Below are 19,159 nucleotides of genomic sequence, written 5' to 3' on the forward strand. Positions count from 1 at the left end.
CGTCCGTCTCAATTGGTTTTCGCCTCTCCTAGAGATGCTCAGAAGAAGCCACGTGGGGTCAACCTATTTTCACAGGCCTCACGCTCCAAACCTTCACGGAAATCCGGATGTGCCAGCCCGATCAGAGCCTGGGCGCGTTCGGCGATGCATTTGCCCTTGAGATTGGTGATCCCGTATTCGGCTACGGCATACATCATGGCTGTGCAGGCACACCCTCACTCGGATGTGGGGCGTGGTCACCCTTATGGCGGCATCGGAAACCTCAGACCGGAAAGCAAAACGATGGTCGAAAACTTTATGAGTTGGCAAAAGAACTAACCCACAAAAGCCAATCTTCGCAAAACGCGCCCTTCGGCCGAATATTCGAATTGGACGGCGTCTCGTTTGGTGACATCAATCTCGCATTGCCGACATTCGTTTAGATCGCAGCGAACGTCCGCTTTGGTGGGCGACCTCAACCGGTCGATGCAACACACTCAGCGAACTTCTCTGCTGGGGTTTGATATTGCAAGGTCTTGCGAGGACGTTCGTTAAGTTGCCTTGCAATTGCGCTGAGCTTTGCCTGAGAATGAACGGATAAGTCGGTTCCTCTTGGCAAATACTGCCTCAAAAGCCGGTTGGTGTTCTCGTTTGATCCACGTTGCCAAGGTGACTGCGGGTCGCAGAAGTAGACATCGACATCCGTGGCCAGTGTGAAGCGCGGATGATCTGCTAGCTCTTTGCCACGATCCCACGTCAAGGATTTGTAAAGTTCTCGCGGCAGCTTCTGAGCCGACTTGATCAGCGCAGTGACGACGCTTTCAGTGTCCTTGTTCGCGACTTTCACCAACATCACGTATCGTGAATGCCGCTCGACCAGGGTCGCGATATAGCTGTTCTTCGATCCGCCAATCAGGTCGCCTTCCCAGTGACCCGGAACAGCGCGATCCTCGACGGATGCAGGCCTTTCGCTGATGGACACAGCATCTTTAATCTGGCCATTACCGTTGCGCTTTAGGCTGGCATGCTGGGAACGCCTGACTGTGCGTTTTGCGCGCAAGTGCGCCAGCAGCTCCTTTTTGAGAACGCCACGTGCCTGTATATAAAGGCTTCGATAGATAGTCTCGTGTGACACCTGTTTGTGCGCCTCCTCCGGGAACGCCCGTTTGAGCCAACCCGCAACCTGCTCGGGAGACCACTTGCGCCGTAGCTTTGCTGATACTGCGCGGGCCAATGTCGGGTGACAAGCCAGCTTGCATATCTTTGGACGCAGAGCCCGGTTCCAAGCAGCCTGATCTGAACTAGACGCACGATAGCCGACTGATCCGCCATTGCGCCGCACCTCCCGGCTGATCGTTGAGGGCGCACGTCGCAACTGGCGTGCAATCGCACGCAAGGATTGCTTGGTACTCAGCCCGCGGGATATCTCTTCGCGCTCAGAGAGGCTCAATGCAGAACTGCCACGCCTGCGATCCGGCGGCCGTATCCCGCCCGTAGGTGAGATGACCGAAAATACCGACGACGATTGGCGATCAAAGACCCGCCCAATCGAACTCATCGACTCCCCACGTTGCCATCGATCCCAGATCTCGGCACGCTGCTCAGCTGAATAGTAAATCCTGCGACGATACTTCATTCAAAACACTCCATCTCTTTCTAAAGATTAAAGTGTTGCGTCGACCAGTTGAGGCCACCTGCCAATCACCAGCTTTTAGTTCTCTAGGTCCAGAGCCTAGCGCGCATCTACTTCATGTTGTGGACGTTACTTCGGCAACGAAGCAAACGCTCTTCCATATTTTCAGTATACTGCCTCAATTTGAGGACCTCTGCACTCATCCTGCGTATTCTGGATTCCAGCTCAGCGATGCTGTCCTCGCCTCGTAACCCGTCCAAGACGATCCTGATCTTCTCTTCCGATGAATAATGCTTGCGCGTGGCCCGTTTGATATCTTTGACGATCTTCTCGCCAGGGCTTTTACGTATTCCAGTTGTCTGTCTCATCTCCCACTCCTCAGTGGTTAGGATGAGCCAAGAACACTCTCTTATCAAATACCGCTATTTGGGCCCATAGGCGCTGACGTCAGAAAGTCTTCTGCAAATGTATCCTAAAGCATGACCCAGAGTGGTCTTTGCAGGTCGAGGACCCGCCTAGATGCGCTGGAGTTTGTCTGTGACCTACGAGCAACGGCTTGGGAAGAGAAATTTGACGAGCTCGTACAGTACAAGCAGTCACATGGTGACTGCAACGTTCCGAGGCGATGGTCTGAGAACCCGGAACTTGCAAACTGGGTGAGTACCCAGCGGGTAAAGAAAGACAAGCTCACCGAGGACAGGCTGGCCCGCCTGGAGGGGCTGGGGTTTCAATTTAGTATCTGAACGCGTTCGTGGCCTATTAGTTCGGCGCAACGGTAGCGGAAGGCCAGATTGGCCCTTGGTCCTGCGGTGCGATGGCTTCTGGCGTACGTGGGCAATAGGCTCAACACTACCCGAAGTATGAAAAACTGCCGCGCCATGTTCACTCAACATGATAAAATTAGTTCCTGAACGCCAAACGTTCCGTAGTCCACCATGCGAGCGAGTGGAATCAAATCCACCTCACTGAAAAACGTCTATATATGTTTCGTGCTGGGGTTAGGCTTGAAAACAACGCTACAGAGACTCCTCAAAATGAGAAACCCTGAAACTTTCCATCGCCGCAGGCTTGATACCACTGCGCTACATGAGGGCTGCGCGGCATCAAGCCTGCTCTAACTTTAATCGGGTATACTTAGTCATTGGTCGTGGCTGGCCTGAACCAAACACATCTAAGCCCGATTAAGACATACCCAGGGCTTCTTTATACATATCGAGCACGGCTTCTTCTTCGGCAATATCGTCCTTGTCGCGCTTGCGCAGGGCAATGACCTTGCGCAGAACTTTGGTGTCGTACCCGCGCGCCTTGGCCTCAGCCATCACTTCCTTTTGTTGCTCTGCGAGGTCTTTTTTCTCAGAATCGAGGCGCTCGATCCGCTCAACAAACTGGCGCAACTCATTTGCGGTCACGCGGTAGGTCGCATCGCCGGGCGTCTCTGTAACATCGGGGTTGGTGCTGGTGTCGCTCATGGGATGCTCCTTCAAGGGGTTTTGCCCGACTGAGTAGCGCGCACCCTACCCGCCCGCAAGCGGCTCTTGCGATGACACAGCGATTATCCTATTGCGCGCCTATGGAACCTGTTGAAAACTCCCCGTTTGAAATGTTGATCTGGGCAGGCACTGCCGTGTCACTGCTTGGACTACTCGGCCTGATTTGGTGCATCTGGCAGGTCTCGCGCGCCAAACGCGCCAAACTGCCTGAAGAAGACATGCGCGCTGTCTTGAAAAAGGCCTTGCCGCTTAACCTCGGCGCATTGTTCTTGTCGGTGATTGGTCTCATGATGGTTATTATTGGCGTCTTTTTGGTTTAGTTATCCCGGCAACGGACCCTTTGCAGAGGCGCTGATTTCGCGTAACATTGGGCATCCGCGAAAGGACATGACATGCTAGATACCCCCGCTGCATCCCCGATCGTAACTGCGTTTTTCGACGATGCGACCAATACGGTGAGCTATATCGTCCAAGACCCCGAAGGATCAGCCTGCGCAATCGTCGACTCTGTGCTAGATTTTGATCACGCAGCCGGGCGCACTGATACGGCCTCCGCAGACCGCGTAATCGCTCATATCAAGGAAAAAAATCTCAAGGTTGAGTGGATCCTAGAGACCCATGTTCATGCCGACCACCTGTCCGCCGCGCCTTATCTGCAAGAAAACCTGGGCGGCAAGATCGGCATCGGCGACGGGATCAAACTGGTGCAGGACGTTTTCGGCAAAGTCTTTAACGAAGGCACAGAATTTCAGCGCGATGGCTCTCAATTCGATGCGCTTTTTCTGGACGGGAATAGTTTTCACATCGGCCAGATGCGGGCAGATGTGATGCACACGCCCGGGCACACGCCGGCTTGTCTGACATATGTGATTGGCGATGCAGCCTTTGTTGGCGATACGCTGTTTATGCCCGATTTTGGCACGGCACGCTGCGATTTTCCGGGTGGATCTGCGCGCAATCTCTATGGATCTATTCAACGGATTTTGACGTTGCCGGAGGAAACTCGGATATTTGTGGGCCACGACTACAAAGCACCCGGGCGCAGCGAATTCGCGTGGGAAACAACTGTGGCTGCACAGCGCGAGGCAAATGTGCACATCGGTCAAGGCCGCAACGTCGACGATTTCATCGCCATGCGCGAAAGCCGCGATGCAACGCTGCCAATGCCCAAGCTCATTGTGCCATCCCTTCAAATCAACATGCGCGCCGGGCAAATGCCCGAACCCGATGACAGCGGGACCGTGATGTTGAAGCTACCAATCAACAAACTCTGAGAGAAAATGAATATGGACTGGATATGGGGCCTTGTTGGCGGGCTGATGATTGGCTGTGCGGCCGCGATTTATTTGTTGGGAAATGGGCGCATCATGGGGGCCAGCGGGATCGTCGGCGGTATGATTGACGGCTCCGCATCCAAGCTGATGTCCGAACGCGCAGCCTTTCTGGTGGGACTGATCGGAATGCCCGCGGTACTGGTGGCAACTGGTGTTGTTGGACAAACGCTGCTGACGGGCAATGTGCCTTTGATCTTATGCGCCGGGCTGTTGGTTGGTCTGGGCACGCGGATCGGCAATGGGTGCACATCGGGCCACGGGGTTTGCGGTATCTCGCGCCTGTCGCCGCGCGGGATCGTGGCCACGTGTGTTTATATCGGCACGGGCGCGCTGGTTGTCGCACTTTTGCGGCATGGATTGGGTTTCGCATGAGACATCTTATTGCACTGATTTCTGGGGCGCTTTTTGGCGCAGGTCTGCTTGTGTCGGGCATGACGAATACGCAGAAAGTTCTAGGGTTCCTCGATTTCTTTGGTGATTGGGATCCAACGCTCGTCTTTGTGATGGGAGGAGCAATTGTGCCTATGGCGGTGGCTTGGGCCTATACCCGCGGGCGCAAACCGTTGAACGGGGACAGCTTTCCAGCGCCTGCAGATCCACGGCTGGATCGGTCACTGATTGTGGGCGGTGTGCTTTTTGGTGCGGGTTGGGGCCTTGTGGGCCTATGCCCGGGTCCGGCGCTGGCCTCGCTAAGTTTTGGTGGCATCGGAGGTTTGGGTTTCCTTTTGGCCATGCTTGCCGGCATGGTACTCGCGCCTGTTGCCCGCAGACGACTGGACAGCATCGGACCATCGCATTAAACCCGCGCCCATGGATATCAGACAGCTTACCCCCCGCTATTTCGTTGCACCCCAGATCGATCCCACATGGATGGAAGCCCTTAAGGAACGCGGGTTCACGCGCATCTTGTGCAACCGTCCCGATACCGAAGTGCCCCTCGCATTTGAAGCAAACGCGATGGAGACTGCGGCCGTGCAAGCCGGCTTGGAATTTGTGGTGCAACCGCTGACCCACCAAAACATGACCCCAGAAGTCATTGCCCAAAACCGTGCTTTGGGTGCCGATACAGACGGCGTTGTTTTGGCGTATTGCGCCTCTGGCACCCGGTCCTGCATTGCGTGGGCTTTGGGTCAAGCCGGCGAACTGAGCGCTGATGATATATTGGATGCCGCGCGCAACGGTGGCTATGATTTGGAACAGATGCGCGCCTATCTAGAGAACGCATCGTCAGACTAGCCCTCTTTCGAAACGTAGGCGGCCCAGCAGGTTTGCTGATGCCCTTTCTAAACCCTACCCGTTGCCAATCTTGAGCTCTCTAAACTCCGACAGGTCTTCGAGCGTTCCGAGTTCCTCTAGATCCGACATGTCCGGCATCTCAAGATTTGGCAGCGCCTCAAGCGCATTTGGAGATGCAGTCTCAGCAATCTCAGGTTCCGCTATTCGCCGTTCAATCGGATCAACATTTGGCAAATCTAGGTCCTCGCGGTCGCTTTCACGGCGTTTGGGGGAACTCATACGTGACACCGGGCGCGCCAAACGCAGCGCTCTCACACCCGAGAGTTGACCCATCGCGCCACGGCTCAGAACCCGACCATCACTGCTTAGAACCATCATGTTATCTAACCCCGTCACACCCAACGGCAGCACGGCCCCCACGACAAGCGCATGGGCATCTGACAGTTGCATCGGTACGCGGGCCAGAGCGATTGTCAGCTCTGCTTCAAGTTCCAGCACCGTATCGTTGAGCGTTCTAGCCGAGACAGGTGCGCGAGATGCATCCTCGCCGACTTGCTCGTCAGCACTCGGTTTCGAAGACAGATCAACCTTTGGCAAAATGAGCGTTAACTGCCCCTGCCGCTGCCCCGCTGCGACATCAATGGTCAGCCGCAACACTTCGTATTCATGTGCCTCAAGCGCCATCTGCATGATCCGCGCATCCTCCGCGCGGCTGCCAAAGCGGTATCCATCGATCAGCGTCCGACCTTCTTGCGTCTCGGGCAAAGGAGCGGCCCGCGCGAGCAAACCGTCAAGGAACGGCGCACACATGGCCGCATCGGTGGCGGTCATGTCGCGAGAGGCCGCACCTTCGACGACGGGCGAAACTGTGCCCATTGTCTGCTGTTGAATAAGCCCGCCAACAAGCGCCTCGTCAAAAATCGCGCCGCCAACACGCCCCTGAGGACCGTCCAGCAACACCAACAACCCCGGTAAATCCAAGATCACCTGAAGTCCGTCTCCCCAAACAATTTCTTGGGTAATCCCAATCGCCGACATCGCCAAATCAAAGCGCTGATCCGCCAATTTTGCCAGCGACAGCCGCAGTGCCTTGGGCACCGACATGGCACGCGCCTCATGCTCTTGCTTGCCGGCTTGCGTTTTGCGGCGCAGTGGAGATGCTTTAGTCTGTGTTTCCATCGCCTTGCCTGACCATCCATGCCTTTGCATGTTGGTGTAGCCGATATCTGGTTACCATTTCCTTTATGCGCGGCGATTGAGGGGCTTAATGGCCACCACCTCCGCCTTTGCAACTGGGATATCCAGAACGAACCGTGCGCCTTGGCCTTTGCCATCATATCTGATTGCACCGCCAAGCCGCGTCATAATCTCACGGCAGATCGCAAGGCCAAGCCCCACACCCTCGCCGCCCCCTGCACCAACGCGGGCGAATTTCTCAAAGATCAGTGCGCGGGCATGGGACGGGATCCCGATCCCATTATCCGCGAGCGTCACATGCGCCTGAGACCCTTTGAGCTGGACGGAAATGACCAATTGCGGATCTTCGGCTTCGCAGTATTTTTGAGCATTGGTAATCAGGTTGATAAAGACCTGAGCCAGCCGATCCAGGTCGGTCATGATCTCAACTTCCTCAGACGCCGGATCGCGCAAGATACGTAGGCTTTGCGGCATGCCCGCCTGCGCCGTTAGAACCGCGTGATCTATCACGCCACGCAGGTTTCCACGTGTTTCATTCAAGGTTACCTGCCCATTTTCAAGAACAGATAAATCGAGCAAATCATCCAACAGCCGCGTCAAACGCAACGACTCACTATGGATAATCGACGCGTAGCGGGTTTTCTCTTCAGCAGCCATGCGGCGCGTATCGCGCAGGATTTCTGAAAACGATCGGATAGAGGTCATTGGCGTGCGCAGTTCATGACTGATCTGGCTTAGGAAACTATCCTTTTGCAGCGAAAGCTGGGTTAGCTTCTCATTGGCTTCACGTAGCTGCGCCGCGGTTTGGGACAACTCCAGCGATTTGGCCTCAAGCTGGCTCGAATATTCCAGCATTTGTGCAGATTCGTCGGCCACCGCCATCAGATCTTGTACGGACACAGACGTGCCGCCCACGATTTGTTCGATCATCGCATGGGCCGTCGCGGCCCCCACGGATGCGGCAAGTTCACGCTCTAACGCTTGGACAAAATCTGGTGTGGGTTCTGGCAACAGACCAGAGCTGCCTTGCGCTCTGGCAGCACGGCCAAAAAACACCTGCGCTTGGTCCGCGCCCAAAATACGCTGCGCCATGATCATCAAATCTTCGCTGCCAGCAAGCGTCGCACTCCAGCCGCGTGCAGGTCCCGAATGATCAAAGACATTCACAAATTGCGCACCTTGCAGGCGCTCAACCGGGTCAGGAAAACTAAAGAGCGAAACGACCATAAACATCAGCGCATTCAGCGACAGGCTCCACCAGACGGCATGGACCGTGGGGTCCATCCCTTCGATCCCAAACAGCGCTTGAGGGCGCAACCAGCCTTGGCCGAATAGTCCGTGATCAAATGTGGCTTGGGACAGGGCCACGTCCGGCCCAAAGCTGGGCAACAGCATGGTGAACATCCACAGGGCGAACCCTACACCAAGCCCAGTGAGCGCGCCCATTCGCGTGGCCCCACGCCAGAAAACACCACCCAAAAGGGCAGGTAAAAATTGCGCGACCCCGCCAAAGGAAATCAACCCGATGGCTGCCAACGCGCCTGAGCCACCAGAGGCGCGGTAATAGAGGTACCCAAACGAAATGATCAGCAAGATCGACAAGCGACGGGCGAGGATGACCACGTTGCGCACATCGCCAGATTGATGCGCGCCCCCTGCCCGTGTCGCCAGCCAAACCGGCATCACGATGTGGTTGCTGACCATGGTGCTGAGCGCCAATGTCGCCACAATCACCATCGATGTGGCCGAGGAAAACCCGCCAAGAAAGGCCAACATCGCCAGCCCGTTTTGTCCTTGGCTTAGCGGCAGGGACAACACAAACAAGTCGGGGTTTGCGCCCGCGGGCATCAGATCAAGCCCGACAACAGCGATTGGCACCACAAAAAGGCTCATCAGCATCAAATAAAGTGGAAAGGCCCAGCTGGCGATTTGCAGATGCCGCTCGTCGTCGTTTTCAACGACCATGACCTGAAACATGCGCGGCAAACAGACGAATGCCGCCGCCGCCAGCACAATCAGCGCGGCCCACCGACTGCCATCAACCTGCCAAGTGCCAATTTCTGAGGCATCGATGCGCGCCAACGTGTCTTGGACGCCGCCCGCCACGCCCCAAACCACAAAAATGCCGACCGCCAACAGAGCGATCAGCTTGACGACCGCCTCAACTGCGACAGCGATGACAACGCCGTGGTGACGTTCATTCGCATTAAGGTTGCGCGTCCCAAAGAGCACCGTAAAGAGCGCAAGCCCTGTCGCCACCCAGAAAGCCGCACGCGCACTGGTCAGCGGATCATTGGCGCTGCCGTCAGTGGCCGCAAAGATCGAGAGAGACAACGTTACAGATTGCAGTTGCAGCGCGATATAAGGCGTCACGCCGATCACCGCCATTATTGTTACCACAATCGCCAGCGTATTGGATTTACCGTAGCGCGAGGAAATCAGATCAGCCACCGAAGTCACGCGTTGGCTACGCCCGATCCTCACCAAACGGCGCAAAATCCACCACCAGCTGATCATCACCAGACTGGGGCCCAGATAGATCGTGACGTATTCCATCCCCGACCGCGCGGCATAACCAACCGCTCCGTAAAACGTCCAAGCCGTGCAATAGATCGAAAGGGACAGCGTATAGACCAACGGTGAGCGCAACAGCCAACCACCCCGGCCCCGTACCGCAGCACGCTCGGCGATAAAGGCCACAGAAAACAAACCAACAACATAGATCAGGCACACCGCAATCAGCTGATTGAGGGACACCATTTAAGGTTGCTCACTGGGGTCACGGGTCCGCCACCACAGGGTCAGGGCCACAACGTTCATGATAAGCCAGACCGCAAATATATAGGAAAGTGCAGAAGACATCGGTGTCGCTTCTGCCGCATCAGCGATTGGCCCCTCGGTCTTGGGCCACAGAACCGGCAAGAGCCACAAGGCAGCACCCACAAAGGGCAAGAAGCGCACAGCATCCATAAGGCGGCGGCGACGGTAGGTCTTGCGTTCTAAAAAGACGGGTGCCTGGGACATGGGGTTAGGTTCCGGTCAGCTCGCGCACAGCGCTAAGCATTTCGGTATTGGAAAAGGGCTTGGTCATAAAACGGCTCACCCCGGCCTGCTCAGCCATCTCGCGGTCCCGCGCCTGCCCCCGTGCAGTTAACATCAATACGGGCAAATCATCCAAAGCGGCGTCTTCGCGCAGTTCTGCGAGAATCTCAAAGCCAGTTTTCCCCGGCAGCATCACATCGAGCATCACCAAATCAGGTTTGGCCGCACGGATGACCTGGGCGGCATTGGTACCATTGGCCAGCATCTCGACGCGCCAGCCTTCTCGGCCCAACAAAAAGCGGATCGCCTCAGCGATGTTCAACTCATCTTCTACCAGCACAACATGCTTGGCCATGCGGTTCTCCCCTCCCGTTCGTCTCTCTGGTCGCCCTATATGCGGCCCGCTGTAACCGGGCTCTTTAGAGCGTCATGCAAGATGCACTGGAACGCAGGCTCTGTCAAAAGCGATTGTGCCGTTTAAAGGTCCGGCGTGCCCGTTAAGATCGATGGTTCTCGCCGTGCGGTGCAAGCATCGTGCGGGCAAATGCGACATGTGCTGCCAACATCATGGATCCCCACGTTCGGTTGACCGGGCGGCACCGGAAGGATCAGCATCACCGCTTGCACCAAAGGCGCCGTGTTGTAGGCCGGTGCCGACTGCTGCTCGGCCACAGCAAAGGCGTCGAACACGCGTAGGTTACGGCCCAGTTGTTGCACCCGGTCGCGCACCACCAAACCGGGCTGACCCAGTACGGAAAAAAGCGGCCAAAGCGGGCAACAGGCCCCAAACCGCGGCACTGAAAAGCCGGCGACCGACTTGCGAAAGATTACCGTGCCGGAGCGGTCACAAACGACAAGCCCCGCGCCCAGTGCGGGCAATGCAGCCAGACGGCGTAAAATAACCGCCAAAGGCGCACCAACATCGCGGGCCAATGCAACCGGGTCAATCTTGTCCGCCTGTGCAATCGCGGCCTCCAGCTTGATCAATGGCAGTTTTTGAGCGTCACGCGCGACTTGTTCTAGCACCCGTTCGGCAATGTGGTGGGCGGCCTTGCTGCGCAGGTTCGGCGAGGCGTTGAGCACATCAGTGATCGCCCCGCCACTTGCGCCTTCAAGCTCCGCGAAATGATAGCGGTGCTCTTGGAGAAAACTCTCCACTTCTTCTTGAGGGCTGCTGGCGACGTCTTGCGGGCTGTCGAGCTCGAGATACCCGACAAGGGCTTGCGCGCTGTCGGCCAACCGGCGGCTGTCGGCATCAATGTTGGTGTGAAATCGGTCGCGCCATTCAGGCTCCAGCGTTTTTGTTTCGGCCAAAATCGCTGCGGTGGAGCGGATCGCGGCAGCTGTTGTCAGCAATTCATGCATGGAGGCCGCTAAATGCGGGTCATGCGCCATCCGGTCGCTGAGTGTTTCAACGGTGCGTTCCAGTGTGGCGATTCGGCGACGGCTGGCTGCAAGGACCTCGGCCCACCCCGGGAAGCGACCGGCAAATTCATCCGCTCGGCCCGCTTCTGGTTCTGCAAGGTGAGCATCCAGAGCTGCTTCGCGCAACGTGCCCAACAACGCGGCCTCTGCCCCATCCGTCAGCGCTTGCGGCTCCACATTCAGTTCGGCCGCAATGTTCAAAAGCAGTTTGCCGCCGATTCTGCGGCGGTCGTGTTCGATCAGATTAAGGTAGCTTGCCGAAATTCCGCTGCGCTTTGCCAGATCGGCTTGTTTGATGCCGGCCATTACACGGCGCTCGCGGATGCGACTGCCCGTCAGACTTTCACGCGCCATCTGATGCCTGCCCCGCATTAACCTGCAATTTCAAAAGCTTTCTGCGATGCAACATAATTTAATTTACACTTTTTCAGCCCCACTTGTAGATATATTTACAGAAAGATCGTTTTTATCAAGGGGGTTGTTGCGGGATTTTCCAAAACCGGGCGATAACATATTTGCACAACTGTGCGCACGCATGTGACCGATCAAGAATGTCACAGCCGTGTTTTCAACATTCGGGAGGAAACCATGTCATTTAGAAATCCGACACGTCGCGGACTGATTCAGACCAGCGCCTTTGCCGGCGCAGGCCTTGCTCTGCCAACGTATCTCCGCGCGGACGGCCACAGCGGCTTTACCAACGCACCCACTGGCAGCACCGTTACACTGGGCTTTAACGTTCCCCAGACCGGTCCTTACGCCGAAGAAGGCCTCGACGAGCTGCGCGCACAAGAGCTAGCTGTTGAGCACCTGAATGGTGGCGGCGACGGCGGCATGATGAACACCTTCAGCTCCAAGGCGCTAAAAGGTAACGGCATTCTGGGTAAGAAAGTCGAATATGTAACGGGCGACACACAGACAAAGTCTGACGCTGCACGTGCATCTGCCAAATCCATGATCGAAAAAGACGGCGCCGTGATGATCAACGGTGGCTCTTCCTCTGGTGTGGCGATTGCTGTTCAAGGCCTGTGCCAAGAAGCTGGCGTCATTTTCATGGCTGGCCTCACGCACTCCAACGACACAACCGGTAAAGATAAGAAAGCCAATGGCTTCCGTCACTTCTTTAACGGGTATATGTCTGCTGCGGCTTTGGCTCCGGTTCTCAAGAGCGCCTATGGCTCTGATCGTCGTGCCTATCACCTGACAGCCGACTACACATGGGGCTGGACACAGCAGGAATCGATTGCTGCGGCAACCGAAGCCATGGGTTGGGAAACAGTGAACAACGTGCTGACGCCGCTTGCGTCCACGGACTTCTCTTCGTACATCGCGCCCGTGCTGAACTCCGGTGCGGATGTTCTGGTTCTGAACCACTACGGTGGGAACATGGTGAACTCGCTGACCAACGCGATCCAGTTCGACCTGCTGAACAAAGAAGTGAACGGCAAGAAGTTCGAAATCGTTGTGCCACTCTACTCAGAGCTGATGGCCGCGGGTGCGGGCGAAAACGTGCAAGGCGTGATCGGCTCCATGAACTGGAACTGGCAGCTGCAGGACGAAGGCTCCAAAGCGTTCACCAAATCCTTCGGTGAAAAGTATGGCCGTCCACCGTCAAACTCTGCGCACACATGCTACGTACAGACCCTGCTTTATGCAGATGCTGTTGAGCGTGCGGGCACATTCAACCCATGTGGCGTTGCCGAAGCCCTCGAGGACTTCGACTTTGACGGCATGGGCAATGGCCCAACGTCCTACCGTGGCGCGGATCACCAGTGCTTCAAAGACGTGCTTGTTATGAAGGGTAAAGAGAACCCAACAAACGAGTATGACACGCTGGAGATTGTCGAAGTGACGCCACGTGCACAGGTCGAGTACGCACCTGATCACCCAATGTTCGCCGGTGGCGATCTGGGCAAGTGTAACCCCGGCGCTTAAGCGCTTGCTGTTACTTAATTAATCTCGGACAGGGCGCGCGATGCGCGCCCTTTTCTCTAAACGACCGCGCATGGGGTGTCCTCGGCGCGATGTTACGGGCCTAAGGTGGGGACAATGGACGCAATTCTTCTTCAAGTTTTAAACGGATTAGACAAGGGCTCCGCATATGCGTTGATTGCCCTTGGCCTGACGTTGATTTTTGGCACGCTGGGTGTGGTGAACTTTGCCCACGGCGCGTTGTTTATGATTGGTGCTTTCTGCTCTGTGACAGTGCAGAAGATTTTAAACATCAGCACGGTGGCAGAACACCCCACCCAAAAGGACTTTCTGGGCAATCCTCTCAAGGTGGAAACACCTTATGTGGAAACCTGGTTTGGCACTGACGTTGGCGCGTCGATCATCGATTGGTCCGTGCCATTGGCTATCTTGTTCGCGATCCCAGTGATGTTGGTCATTGGTTTCATCATGGAACGTGGATTGATCAAACACTTCTACAAGCGCCCTCATGCGGATCAGATCCTTGTGACCTTTGGCTTGGCCATCGTCCTGCAGGAAGTAATCAAGTATTTCTACGGTGCCAATCCGATCCCAACCCCTGCCCCCGATGCGTTTCGCGGCAGTTTTGATTTCGGCGCGTTCTTTGGCTTGGACGTCTCACTTATCTATCCTTACTGGCGCTTGGTCTACTTTGGCTTCTCCGCGCTGGTCATCGGTGCCGTGTTCGCCTTCTTGCAATTCACCACCTTCGGCATGGTTGTGCGCGCAGGTATGGCAGACCGCGAGACCGTAGGTCTCTTGGGCATCGACATTGACCGCCGCTTTACCATCATGTTTGGCATTGCGGCAGCCGTCGCTGGATTGGCTGGTGTTATGTACGCGCCGATCAACTCGCCCAATTACCACATGGGCATGGACTTCCTTGTGCTCAGCTTTGTGGTTGTTGTTGTGGGCGGTATGGGCTCCCTGCCTGGTGCTGTGCTCGCGGGCTTCATGTTAGGCATCCTAGAGAGCTTTGCATCCATGAACGAGGTCAAGGCGATCCTGCCGGGCATCGACCAAATCATCATCTATGTGGTGGCCATTTTCATCTTGCTGACACGTCCGCGTGGCCTAATGGGTCGCAAGGGCGTGATGGAGGAATAACGCATGTTCGGAACAGCAAAACGAGACACCACACTGCTGATTATCGTCGCTATCCTGACGATGTTTGCACCCTTCATCCTGAACCCATTTCCAACGGATTCAGCAATGGCACAGTTCAACGCTGGCTACCCTGACTTGATGCAGCGGTTTGTAATCTTTGGTATCTTCGCCATCGGATTTAACATTCTGTTCGGCCTGACGGGCTACCTCAGCTTTGGCCACGCGGCGTTCCTGGGCATAGGCTCTTATGCGGTGGTTTGGATGTACAAACTGCTGGATTACAACATTCTGCCGGGTCTGGTTTTGGCGGTTGTTGTATCTGGCTTCTTTGCCCTGCTGATTGGATATATCAGTTTGCGGCGATCCGGGATCTACTTCTCAATTTTGACGCTGGCCTTTGCGCAAATGATGTTCGCGATCTCATATTCCGACCTTTTGGGCCGCTTCTTTGGCACATCGATCACCAACGGCGAAACCGGCCTGCAGGTCTATAACTCTGACCCGCAAATCCTGATTGATGACTGGGAAACTGTTCCGCATCTGCTTGGTATTGTCGAAATGCGCTCCACTTACACGCTCGACATGGGTGGCTGGTCGTTCGACTTCAATGCGGGCTACTACCTCTGCGCTGTGATCATGATCCTGGCCTTCTACCTCGCGATCCGCATCTTCCGCTCGCCTTTTGGCATGATGCTCCGTGCGGTTAAATCCAACCAACAGCGGATGAACTACATCGGCTTGAACAAGCGGCCTTACACGCTGGCAGCTTTCGTGATTTCTGGCATGTACGCCGGTCTGGCCGGTGGTTTGATGGCCTCGATGGACCCACTGGCGGGTGCTGAGCGGATGCAATGGACCGCCTCTGGTGAAGTCGTGCTTATGACGATCCTTGGCGGTGCGGGCACCTTGATTGGCCCCGTGTTGGGAGCTGGTTTCATCAAGTACTTTGAGAACATCTTTTCCAAGATCAACGACAACGTGTTGCACCAGTGGTTTGCGTTCATGCCCGACGGGCTTGAGAATTTCATGGTTACCATCGTGCATCCTTTTGTGGGCAAAGGCTGGCATCTGACGCTGGGTCTGCTGTTCATGGCAGTCGTAATCTTCTTGCCAGGTGGTCTGGTCGAGGGGGGACAACGGATCGGGCGTCTTTTCAAGCGCAAGAAAACCGAGACTGACACGCCTGACGGCAAAACAACCCCTGCTGAATAAGGAGCGACCGACATGAGTATCTTGGAAGTCAAAAACGTTAATAAGCGCTTTGGTGGGTTGCAGGCATTGGGGGATGTAAACCTCAGCATTGCGGAAAACTCTGTCCATGCGATCATCGGGCCCAATGGTGCGGGCAAATCCACCTTGCTCAACGTACTTGTGGGAAAACTGATCCCTGACACCGGTTCGGTCATGTTCGACGGGCAATCGGTGCTGGGGCGCAAGCCCTACGAGATCAACCAGATGGGCATTTCACGTGTGTTCCAAACACCAGAGATCTTTGGTGATCTGAGTGTGATGGAAAACATGCTCATCCCCTGCTTTGCCAAGCGCGATGGGGCGTTCCAAATGAATGCCATTTCCCGCGTGGTGAGCCAGCAAGACGTGATCGATAGTGCCGAAAAAATGCTCATCGAGATGAACATGGCGGACAAGCGGCACATGACCGCGTCTAGCCTGTCTCGTGGTGACAAACGACGCCTTGAGATCGGCATGTGCCTCGCGCAGACGCCACGCCTGTTGCTGCTGGATGAACCCACCGCCGGGATGGCGCGGGCAGATACCAACAACACCATCGACTTGCTGAAACAGATCAGCAACGAACGCGACATCACCATCGCGATTATTGAGCATGACATGCATGTTGTGTTCTCGCTCGCTCAGCGCATCACGGTGCTGGCGCAAGGCTCGCCGCTGGTCGAAGACACGCCAGACAAGATCAAAGGCCACCCAAAAGTGCGCGAAGCCTATCTGGGCGAATCCCAAGACGCGGCGTAAAGGAACGTTAAGATGAACACTCAGCCAAAAGCGAAAAACGCCAATCACGCTGCCAACGCCCCTGCCTTTTTGTCGGTCTGGGATCTGCATGCCTACTATGGCGAAAGCTATATCGTTCAAGGCGTCAGCTTTAACGTCCACGAAGGTGAAATTCTGGCGCTCTTGGGCCGCAATGGTGCAGGCAAGACGTCAACCTTGCGCGCGATTGCTCGGCTGAGCGATCCTGAGCTGCGCAAGGGTGAAATCTGGCTTGATCACCAGCCCTTGCATAACATGGCCAGCCACGAGGCTTCTGCAAATGGTTTGGCTCTGGTCCCAGAGGACCGCCGTATCATCGCGGGCCTGACGGTTGAGGAAAACCTCAAGCTTGCTCAAATCGCGCCGCCTATCGGCTGGTCGATCGACCGCGTTTACGATCTTTTTCCGCGCTTGCGCGAGCGTCGCAACCAAGAAGGTATAACCTTGTCGGGTGGCGAACAGCAGATGCTGGCCATCGCACGTGCGCTGTGCCGCGACATCAAAGTGCTGCTACTAGATGAGCCTTACGAGGGCCTTGCCCCGGTGATTGTGGACGAGATCGAAAAGACGCTGGCGTTGATCAAAGACCAGGGCATCACTACTATTCTTGTTGAGCAAAACGCTGTGCGGGCCCTGAAATTGGCCGACCGCGCTGTGATCCTTGATACCGGCGGTGTGGTTTTTGACGGTACGGCGGCAGATGTGCTCGATAATGCGGAATTGCGTGCCGAATACCTCGCCATCTAAGGCTGCTTTTTCACCTCAATGACCGCGCGTAAAGTCGCGCCTTTCCATGGGTCTGCCCATCGCCTATAAGTGCGGACAGAGCACTGGGCCACATGGAAAAAGTGGCCCCCTTCGCAACGGTCGAGGATTACATGACAAAAAACACCCATGACGCGGACGTCGCCTTTATTCGGGCGCTGGCGGAACTGTTGAACGAAAACGATTTGACCCAATTGCAGGTCAAACGGGACTATGCAGAAGATGACAGCCTGAATGTGCGTGTCTCTCGCAAGCCACCCCAACAGATCGTGGCCCCACAACAGCAAATGCAAGCGGCCCCTGCCCTGATGGCAGCACCTGCAGCTGCAGCAGCCACCGCTCCGGAGCCGCAAGCCGCCGATCCCGCAAGCGATCCGGGCGCCGTGACCTCACCGATGGTTGGTACGGTTTACATGCAAGGCGAACCGGGCGCGCCGCCGTTCATTTCCGTCGGTACCAAAGTTGCCGAAGGCGATACGCTGTTGATTGTGGAAGCCATGAAAACCATGAACCACATCCCCTCCCCGCGCGCGGGTACCGTGAAGCGTATTCTTGTCGATGACGGAGCTGCCGTTGAATTCGGCGCACCGCTTGTGATCCTCGAATAAGGCGGCACAGATGTTTAAAAAAATCCTCATCGCCAACCGCGGAGAGATTGCGCTGCGTGTCATCCGGGCCGCGCGCGAGATGGGCATCGGCTCTGTTGCGGTGCATTCCACGGCTGACAGCGACGCGATGCATGTGCGCATGGCTGATGAAAGTGTCTGCATTGGCCCGCCATCAAGCCAGCAGTCCTATCTGTCGATCCCGTCAATCATCGCTGCCTGCGAGATTACCGGCGCTGAGGCGATCCACCCTGGCTATGGCTTTCTGAGTGAAAACGCCGGCTTTGTGCAGATCCTTGAGGATCATGGGCTGACGTTTATTGGTCCCACTGCGGAACATATCCGCATTATGGGCGACAAAATCACTGCCAAAGACACGATGAAGGCGCTCGGTGTGCCCTGCGTGCCCGGAAGCGAGGGCGGCGTGCCAACACTCGCGGATGCACAGCGCATCGGTGAAGAAGTCGGTTATCCAGTTATTATCAAAGCAACGGCAGGCGGTGGCGGCAAGGGCATGAAAGTCGCCCAAACGGCCAAGGATATGGAACGCGCGTTTCAGACTGCGCGTGCTGAGGGTAAATCGAACTTCGGCAACGACGAAGTCTACATTGAGAAATACTTAACCACGCCGCGCCACATCGAAATTCAAGTGTTTGGCGATGGCAAAGGCCGCGCTGTGCATCTGGGTGAACGCGATTGCTCCTTGCAGCGCCGCCACCAAAAAGTATTCGAAGAGGCCCCCGGCCCTAGCATTACGCCCGAAGAACGCGCGCGCATCGGCAAGGTGTGTTCAGATGCGGTGGCGAACATCAACTACATCGGTGCAGGCACGATCGAATTCTTGTACGAGAACGGCGAATTCTACTTCATCGAAATGAACACCCGCTTGCAGGTTGAACACCCCGTGACCGAAGGCATCTTTGGCGTGGATCTTGTGCGCGAACAGATCAACGTGGCCGCAGGGCTGCCTATGTCATTTCAACAAGAAGACCTCGAGATTAACGGCCACGCCATTGAAGTGCGCATCAACGCTGAAAAACTGCCGAATTTCTCGCCGTGCCCAGGCCGGATCACGCAGTATCACGCGCCAGGTGGCCTTGGTGTGCGAATGGATTCGGCGCTCTATGCCGGCTATACAATCCCGCCCTATTACGACAGCCTGATTGGCAAATTGATCGTGCATGGTCGCCACCGCGCAGAGGCGTTAGCGCGGCTGGAACGTTCCCTGTCTGAGCTTATCGTGGACGGCGTCGACACAACGGTGCCACTCTTTCATGCGCTGCTGCAGGAACCTGACGTTCAGTCCGGCAACTACAATATCCACTGGCTGGAACATTGGCTGGAAACCCATATGGGCGAATCCTGACC

The 19,159-nt window shown here is 56.0% G+C and carries 21 protein-coding genes and 2 pseudogenes; 14 read left to right on the plus strand and 9 right to left on the minus strand.

Translation table 11 applies throughout. From position 1 onward, the window contains the following. Positions 1-38 precede the first annotated feature (38 nt). From C1J03_RS14195 to C1J03_RS14205, 3 genes and pseudogenes are all read right to left on the minus strand, one after another. Positions 39-197: an acetyl-CoA hydrolase/transferase C-terminal domain-containing protein gene (locus tag C1J03_RS14195; RefSeq protein ID WP_114887192.1), complete on the minus strand. Its 159-nt coding sequence runs from the start codon at positions 195-197 to the stop codon at positions 39-41. A gap of 257 nt (positions 198-454) precedes the next feature. Next, entirely contained in the window at positions 455-1,615 is a 1,161-nt protein-coding gene (locus tag C1J03_RS14200) for an IS30 family transposase (RefSeq protein WP_114883801.1), read from the minus strand. Between the two features lie 218 nt (positions 1,616-1,833). Continuing rightward, a pseudogene (locus tag C1J03_RS14205) lies at positions 1,834-1,980 on the minus strand (IS3 family transposase); the annotation flags it as partial. Between the two features lie 111 nt (positions 1,981-2,091). On the opposite strand from C1J03_RS14205, the gene C1J03_RS26095 reads away from it, so the two are divergent. After that, positions 2,092-2,355, plus strand: coding sequence for a helicase associated domain-containing protein (locus tag C1J03_RS26095; protein WP_114887193.1), 264 nt, complete (start codon positions 2,092-2,094; stop codon positions 2,353-2,355). Positions 2,356-2,793: 438 nt separating this feature from the next. On the opposite strand, the gene C1J03_RS14215 is transcribed toward C1J03_RS26095, so the two are convergent. After that, complete coding sequence (locus tag C1J03_RS14215; protein WP_114887194.1) at positions 2,794-3,081, minus strand: DUF2312 domain-containing protein; 288 nt, start codon at positions 3,079-3,081, stop codon at positions 2,794-2,796. 101 nt (positions 3,082-3,182) lie between these two features. On the opposite strand from C1J03_RS14215, the gene C1J03_RS14220 reads away from it, so the two are divergent. The 5 genes from C1J03_RS14220 (at position 3,183) to C1J03_RS14240 (ending at position 5,672) form a co-directional block, all read left to right on the plus strand. Beyond that, positions 3,183-3,422 carry a hypothetical protein gene (locus C1J03_RS14220; protein ID WP_114887195.1) on the plus strand — a complete coding sequence of 80 codons (240 nt, stop codon included), beginning with the start codon at positions 3,183-3,185 and terminating at the stop codon, positions 3,420-3,422. A gap of 72 nt (positions 3,423-3,494) precedes the next feature. Next, the gene (locus C1J03_RS14225; RefSeq protein WP_114887196.1) at positions 3,495-4,376 is read left to right on the plus strand and encodes an MBL fold metallo-hydrolase; all 882 of its coding nucleotides are present in this window, start codon (positions 3,495-3,497) and stop codon (positions 4,374-4,376) included. A 6-nt stretch (positions 4,377-4,382) separates the two neighbouring features. Then, a complete protein-coding gene (locus C1J03_RS14230) occupies positions 4,383-4,808 on the plus strand; it encodes a YeeE/YedE family protein (protein ID WP_114887197.1) in 426 nt (141 codons plus the stop codon). Then, a complete protein-coding gene (locus C1J03_RS14235; protein ID WP_114887198.1) occupies positions 4,805-5,236 on the plus strand; it encodes a DUF6691 family protein in 432 nt (143 codons plus the stop codon). The genes C1J03_RS14230 and C1J03_RS14235 overlap by 4 nt, the downstream gene beginning before the upstream one ends. Before the next feature lie 10 nt (positions 5,237-5,246). Beyond that, entirely contained in the window at positions 5,247-5,672 is a 426-nt protein-coding gene (locus tag C1J03_RS14240) for a TIGR01244 family sulfur transferase (protein ID WP_114887199.1), read from the plus strand. 54 nt (positions 5,673-5,726) lie between these two features. Here the strand turns inward: C1J03_RS14240 and C1J03_RS14245 are convergent, their stop codons facing one another. The 5 genes from C1J03_RS14245 to C1J03_RS14265 all read right to left on the minus strand — a co-directional run bounded on the left by C1J03_RS14245 (position 5,727) and on the right by C1J03_RS14265 (position 11,690). Beyond that, complete coding sequence (locus C1J03_RS14245) at positions 5,727-6,851, minus strand: FliM/FliN family flagellar motor switch protein (RefSeq protein WP_162798543.1); 1,125 nt, start codon at positions 6,849-6,851, stop codon at positions 5,727-5,729. Between the two features lie 63 nt (positions 6,852-6,914). Next, complete coding sequence (locus C1J03_RS14250) at positions 6,915-9,629, minus strand: ATP-binding protein (protein WP_114887201.1); 2,715 nt, start codon at positions 9,627-9,629, stop codon at positions 6,915-6,917. Further along, positions 9,630-9,893 (minus strand): hypothetical protein, encoded by a 264-nt coding sequence (locus C1J03_RS14255; protein ID WP_114887202.1) that lies wholly within the window; start codon positions 9,891-9,893, stop codon positions 9,630-9,632. Positions 9,894-9,897: 4 nt separating this feature from the next. After that, the gene (locus C1J03_RS14260) at positions 9,898-10,266 is read right to left on the minus strand and encodes a response regulator transcription factor (RefSeq protein WP_114887203.1); all 369 of its coding nucleotides are present in this window, start codon (positions 10,264-10,266) and stop codon (positions 9,898-9,900) included. 122 nt (positions 10,267-10,388) lie between these two features. Next, positions 10,389-11,690 carry a helix-turn-helix transcriptional regulator gene (locus C1J03_RS14265; RefSeq protein ID WP_114887204.1) on the minus strand — a complete coding sequence of 434 codons (1,302 nt, stop codon included), beginning with the start codon at positions 11,688-11,690 and terminating at the stop codon, positions 10,389-10,391. A 234-nt stretch (positions 11,691-11,924) separates the two neighbouring features. On the opposite strand from C1J03_RS14265, the gene C1J03_RS14270 reads away from it, so the two are divergent. The 8 genes and pseudogenes from C1J03_RS14270 to accC all read left to right on the plus strand — a co-directional run bounded on the left by C1J03_RS14270 (position 11,925) and on the right by accC (position 19,157). Continuing rightward, the gene (locus tag C1J03_RS14270) at positions 11,925-13,271 is read left to right on the plus strand and encodes a substrate-binding protein (RefSeq protein ID WP_114889016.1); all 1,347 of its coding nucleotides are present in this window, start codon (positions 11,925-11,927) and stop codon (positions 13,269-13,271) included. A 114-nt stretch (positions 13,272-13,385) separates the two neighbouring features. Beyond that, positions 13,386-14,414: a branched-chain amino acid ABC transporter permease gene (locus C1J03_RS14275; RefSeq protein ID WP_114887205.1), complete on the plus strand. Its 1,029-nt coding sequence runs from the start codon at positions 13,386-13,388 to the stop codon at positions 14,412-14,414. A 3-nt stretch (positions 14,415-14,417) separates the two neighbouring features. After that, positions 14,418-15,626, plus strand: coding sequence for a branched-chain amino acid ABC transporter permease (locus C1J03_RS14280; RefSeq protein WP_114887206.1), 1,209 nt, complete (start codon positions 14,418-14,420; stop codon positions 15,624-15,626). A gap of 12 nt (positions 15,627-15,638) precedes the next feature. After that, positions 15,639-16,157 (plus strand): annotated as a pseudogene (locus tag C1J03_RS14285) (ABC transporter ATP-binding protein); the annotation flags it as partial. Between the two features lie 105 nt (positions 16,158-16,262). Beyond that, positions 16,263-16,403, plus strand: a complete 141-nt coding sequence (locus C1J03_RS26195) for a hypothetical protein (protein ID WP_441351142.1) — start codon at positions 16,263-16,265, stop codon at positions 16,401-16,403. 12 nt (positions 16,404-16,415) lie between these two features. Continuing rightward, positions 16,416-17,168, plus strand: a complete 753-nt coding sequence (locus C1J03_RS14290) for an ABC transporter ATP-binding protein (RefSeq protein ID WP_114887208.1) — start codon at positions 16,416-16,418, stop codon at positions 17,166-17,168. A 131-nt stretch (positions 17,169-17,299) separates the two neighbouring features. After that, positions 17,300-17,794: an acetyl-CoA carboxylase biotin carboxyl carrier protein gene (accB, locus tag C1J03_RS14295; protein ID WP_114889017.1), complete on the plus strand. Its 495-nt coding sequence runs from the start codon at positions 17,300-17,302 to the stop codon at positions 17,792-17,794. A gap of 10 nt (positions 17,795-17,804) precedes the next feature. Beyond that, positions 17,805-19,157 (plus strand): acetyl-CoA carboxylase biotin carboxylase subunit, encoded by a 1,353-nt coding sequence (gene accC, locus C1J03_RS14300; RefSeq protein ID WP_114887209.1) that lies wholly within the window; start codon positions 17,805-17,807, stop codon positions 19,155-19,157. Positions 19,158-19,159 lie beyond the last annotated feature (2 nt).

The sequence above is a fragment of the Sulfitobacter sp. SK012 genome (genome assembly GCF_003352085.1).
GTDB lineage: Bacteria > Pseudomonadota > Alphaproteobacteria > Rhodobacterales > Rhodobacteraceae > Sulfitobacter.

Bases quoted from the DNA above. Each gene is read 5' to 3' on its own strand.
- C1J03_RS14195 (WP_114887192.1), bottom strand. From the start codon at position 197: ATGATGTATGCCGTAGCCGAATACGGGATCACCAATCTCAAGGGCAAA.
- C1J03_RS14200 (WP_114883801.1), bottom strand. From the start codon at position 1,615: ATGAAGTATCGTCGCAGGATTTACTATTCAGCTGAGCAGCGTGCCGAG.
- C1J03_RS26095 (WP_114887193.1), top strand. From the start codon at position 2,092: ATGACCCAGAGTGGTCTTTGCAGGTCGAGGACCCGCCTAGATGCGCTG.
- C1J03_RS14215 (WP_114887194.1), bottom strand. From the start codon at position 3,081: ATGAGCGACACCAGCACCAACCCCGATGTTACAGAGACGCCCGGCGAT.
- C1J03_RS14220 (WP_114887195.1), top strand. From the start codon at position 3,183: ATGGAACCTGTTGAAAACTCCCCGTTTGAAATGTTGATCTGGGCAGGC.
- C1J03_RS14225 (WP_114887196.1), top strand. From the start codon at position 3,495: ATGCTAGATACCCCCGCTGCATCCCCGATCGTAACTGCGTTTTTCGAC.
- C1J03_RS14230 (WP_114887197.1), top strand. From the start codon at position 4,383: ATGAATATGGACTGGATATGGGGCCTTGTTGGCGGGCTGATGATTGGC.
- C1J03_RS14235 (WP_114887198.1), top strand. From the start codon at position 4,805: ATGAGACATCTTATTGCACTGATTTCTGGGGCGCTTTTTGGCGCAGGT.
- C1J03_RS14240 (WP_114887199.1), top strand. From the start codon at position 5,247: ATGGATATCAGACAGCTTACCCCCCGCTATTTCGTTGCACCCCAGATC.
- C1J03_RS14245 (WP_162798543.1), bottom strand. From the start codon at position 6,851: ATGGAAACACAGACTAAAGCATCTCCACTGCGCCGCAAAACGCAAGCC.
- C1J03_RS14250 (WP_114887201.1), bottom strand. From the start codon at position 9,629: ATGGTGTCCCTCAATCAGCTGATTGCGGTGTGCCTGATCTATGTTGTT.
- C1J03_RS14255 (WP_114887202.1), bottom strand. From the start codon at position 9,893: ATGTCCCAGGCACCCGTCTTTTTAGAACGCAAGACCTACCGTCGCCGC.
- C1J03_RS14260 (WP_114887203.1), bottom strand. From the start codon at position 10,266: ATGGCCAAGCATGTTGTGCTGGTAGAAGATGAGTTGAACATCGCTGAG.
- C1J03_RS14265 (WP_114887204.1), bottom strand. From the start codon at position 11,690: ATGGCGCGTGAAAGTCTGACGGGCAGTCGCATCCGCGAGCGCCGTGTA.
- C1J03_RS14270 (WP_114889016.1), top strand. From the start codon at position 11,925: ATGTCATTTAGAAATCCGACACGTCGCGGACTGATTCAGACCAGCGCC.
- C1J03_RS14275 (WP_114887205.1), top strand. From the start codon at position 13,386: ATGGACGCAATTCTTCTTCAAGTTTTAAACGGATTAGACAAGGGCTCC.
- C1J03_RS14280 (WP_114887206.1), top strand. From the start codon at position 14,418: ATGTTCGGAACAGCAAAACGAGACACCACACTGCTGATTATCGTCGCT.
- C1J03_RS26195 (WP_441351142.1), top strand. From the start codon at position 16,263: ATGCATGTTGTGTTCTCGCTCGCTCAGCGCATCACGGTGCTGGCGCAA.
- C1J03_RS14290 (WP_114887208.1), top strand. From the start codon at position 16,416: ATGAACACTCAGCCAAAAGCGAAAAACGCCAATCACGCTGCCAACGCC.
- accB (WP_114889017.1), top strand. From the start codon at position 17,300: ATGACAAAAAACACCCATGACGCGGACGTCGCCTTTATTCGGGCGCTG.
- accC (WP_114887209.1), top strand. From the start codon at position 17,805: ATGTTTAAAAAAATCCTCATCGCCAACCGCGGAGAGATTGCGCTGCGT.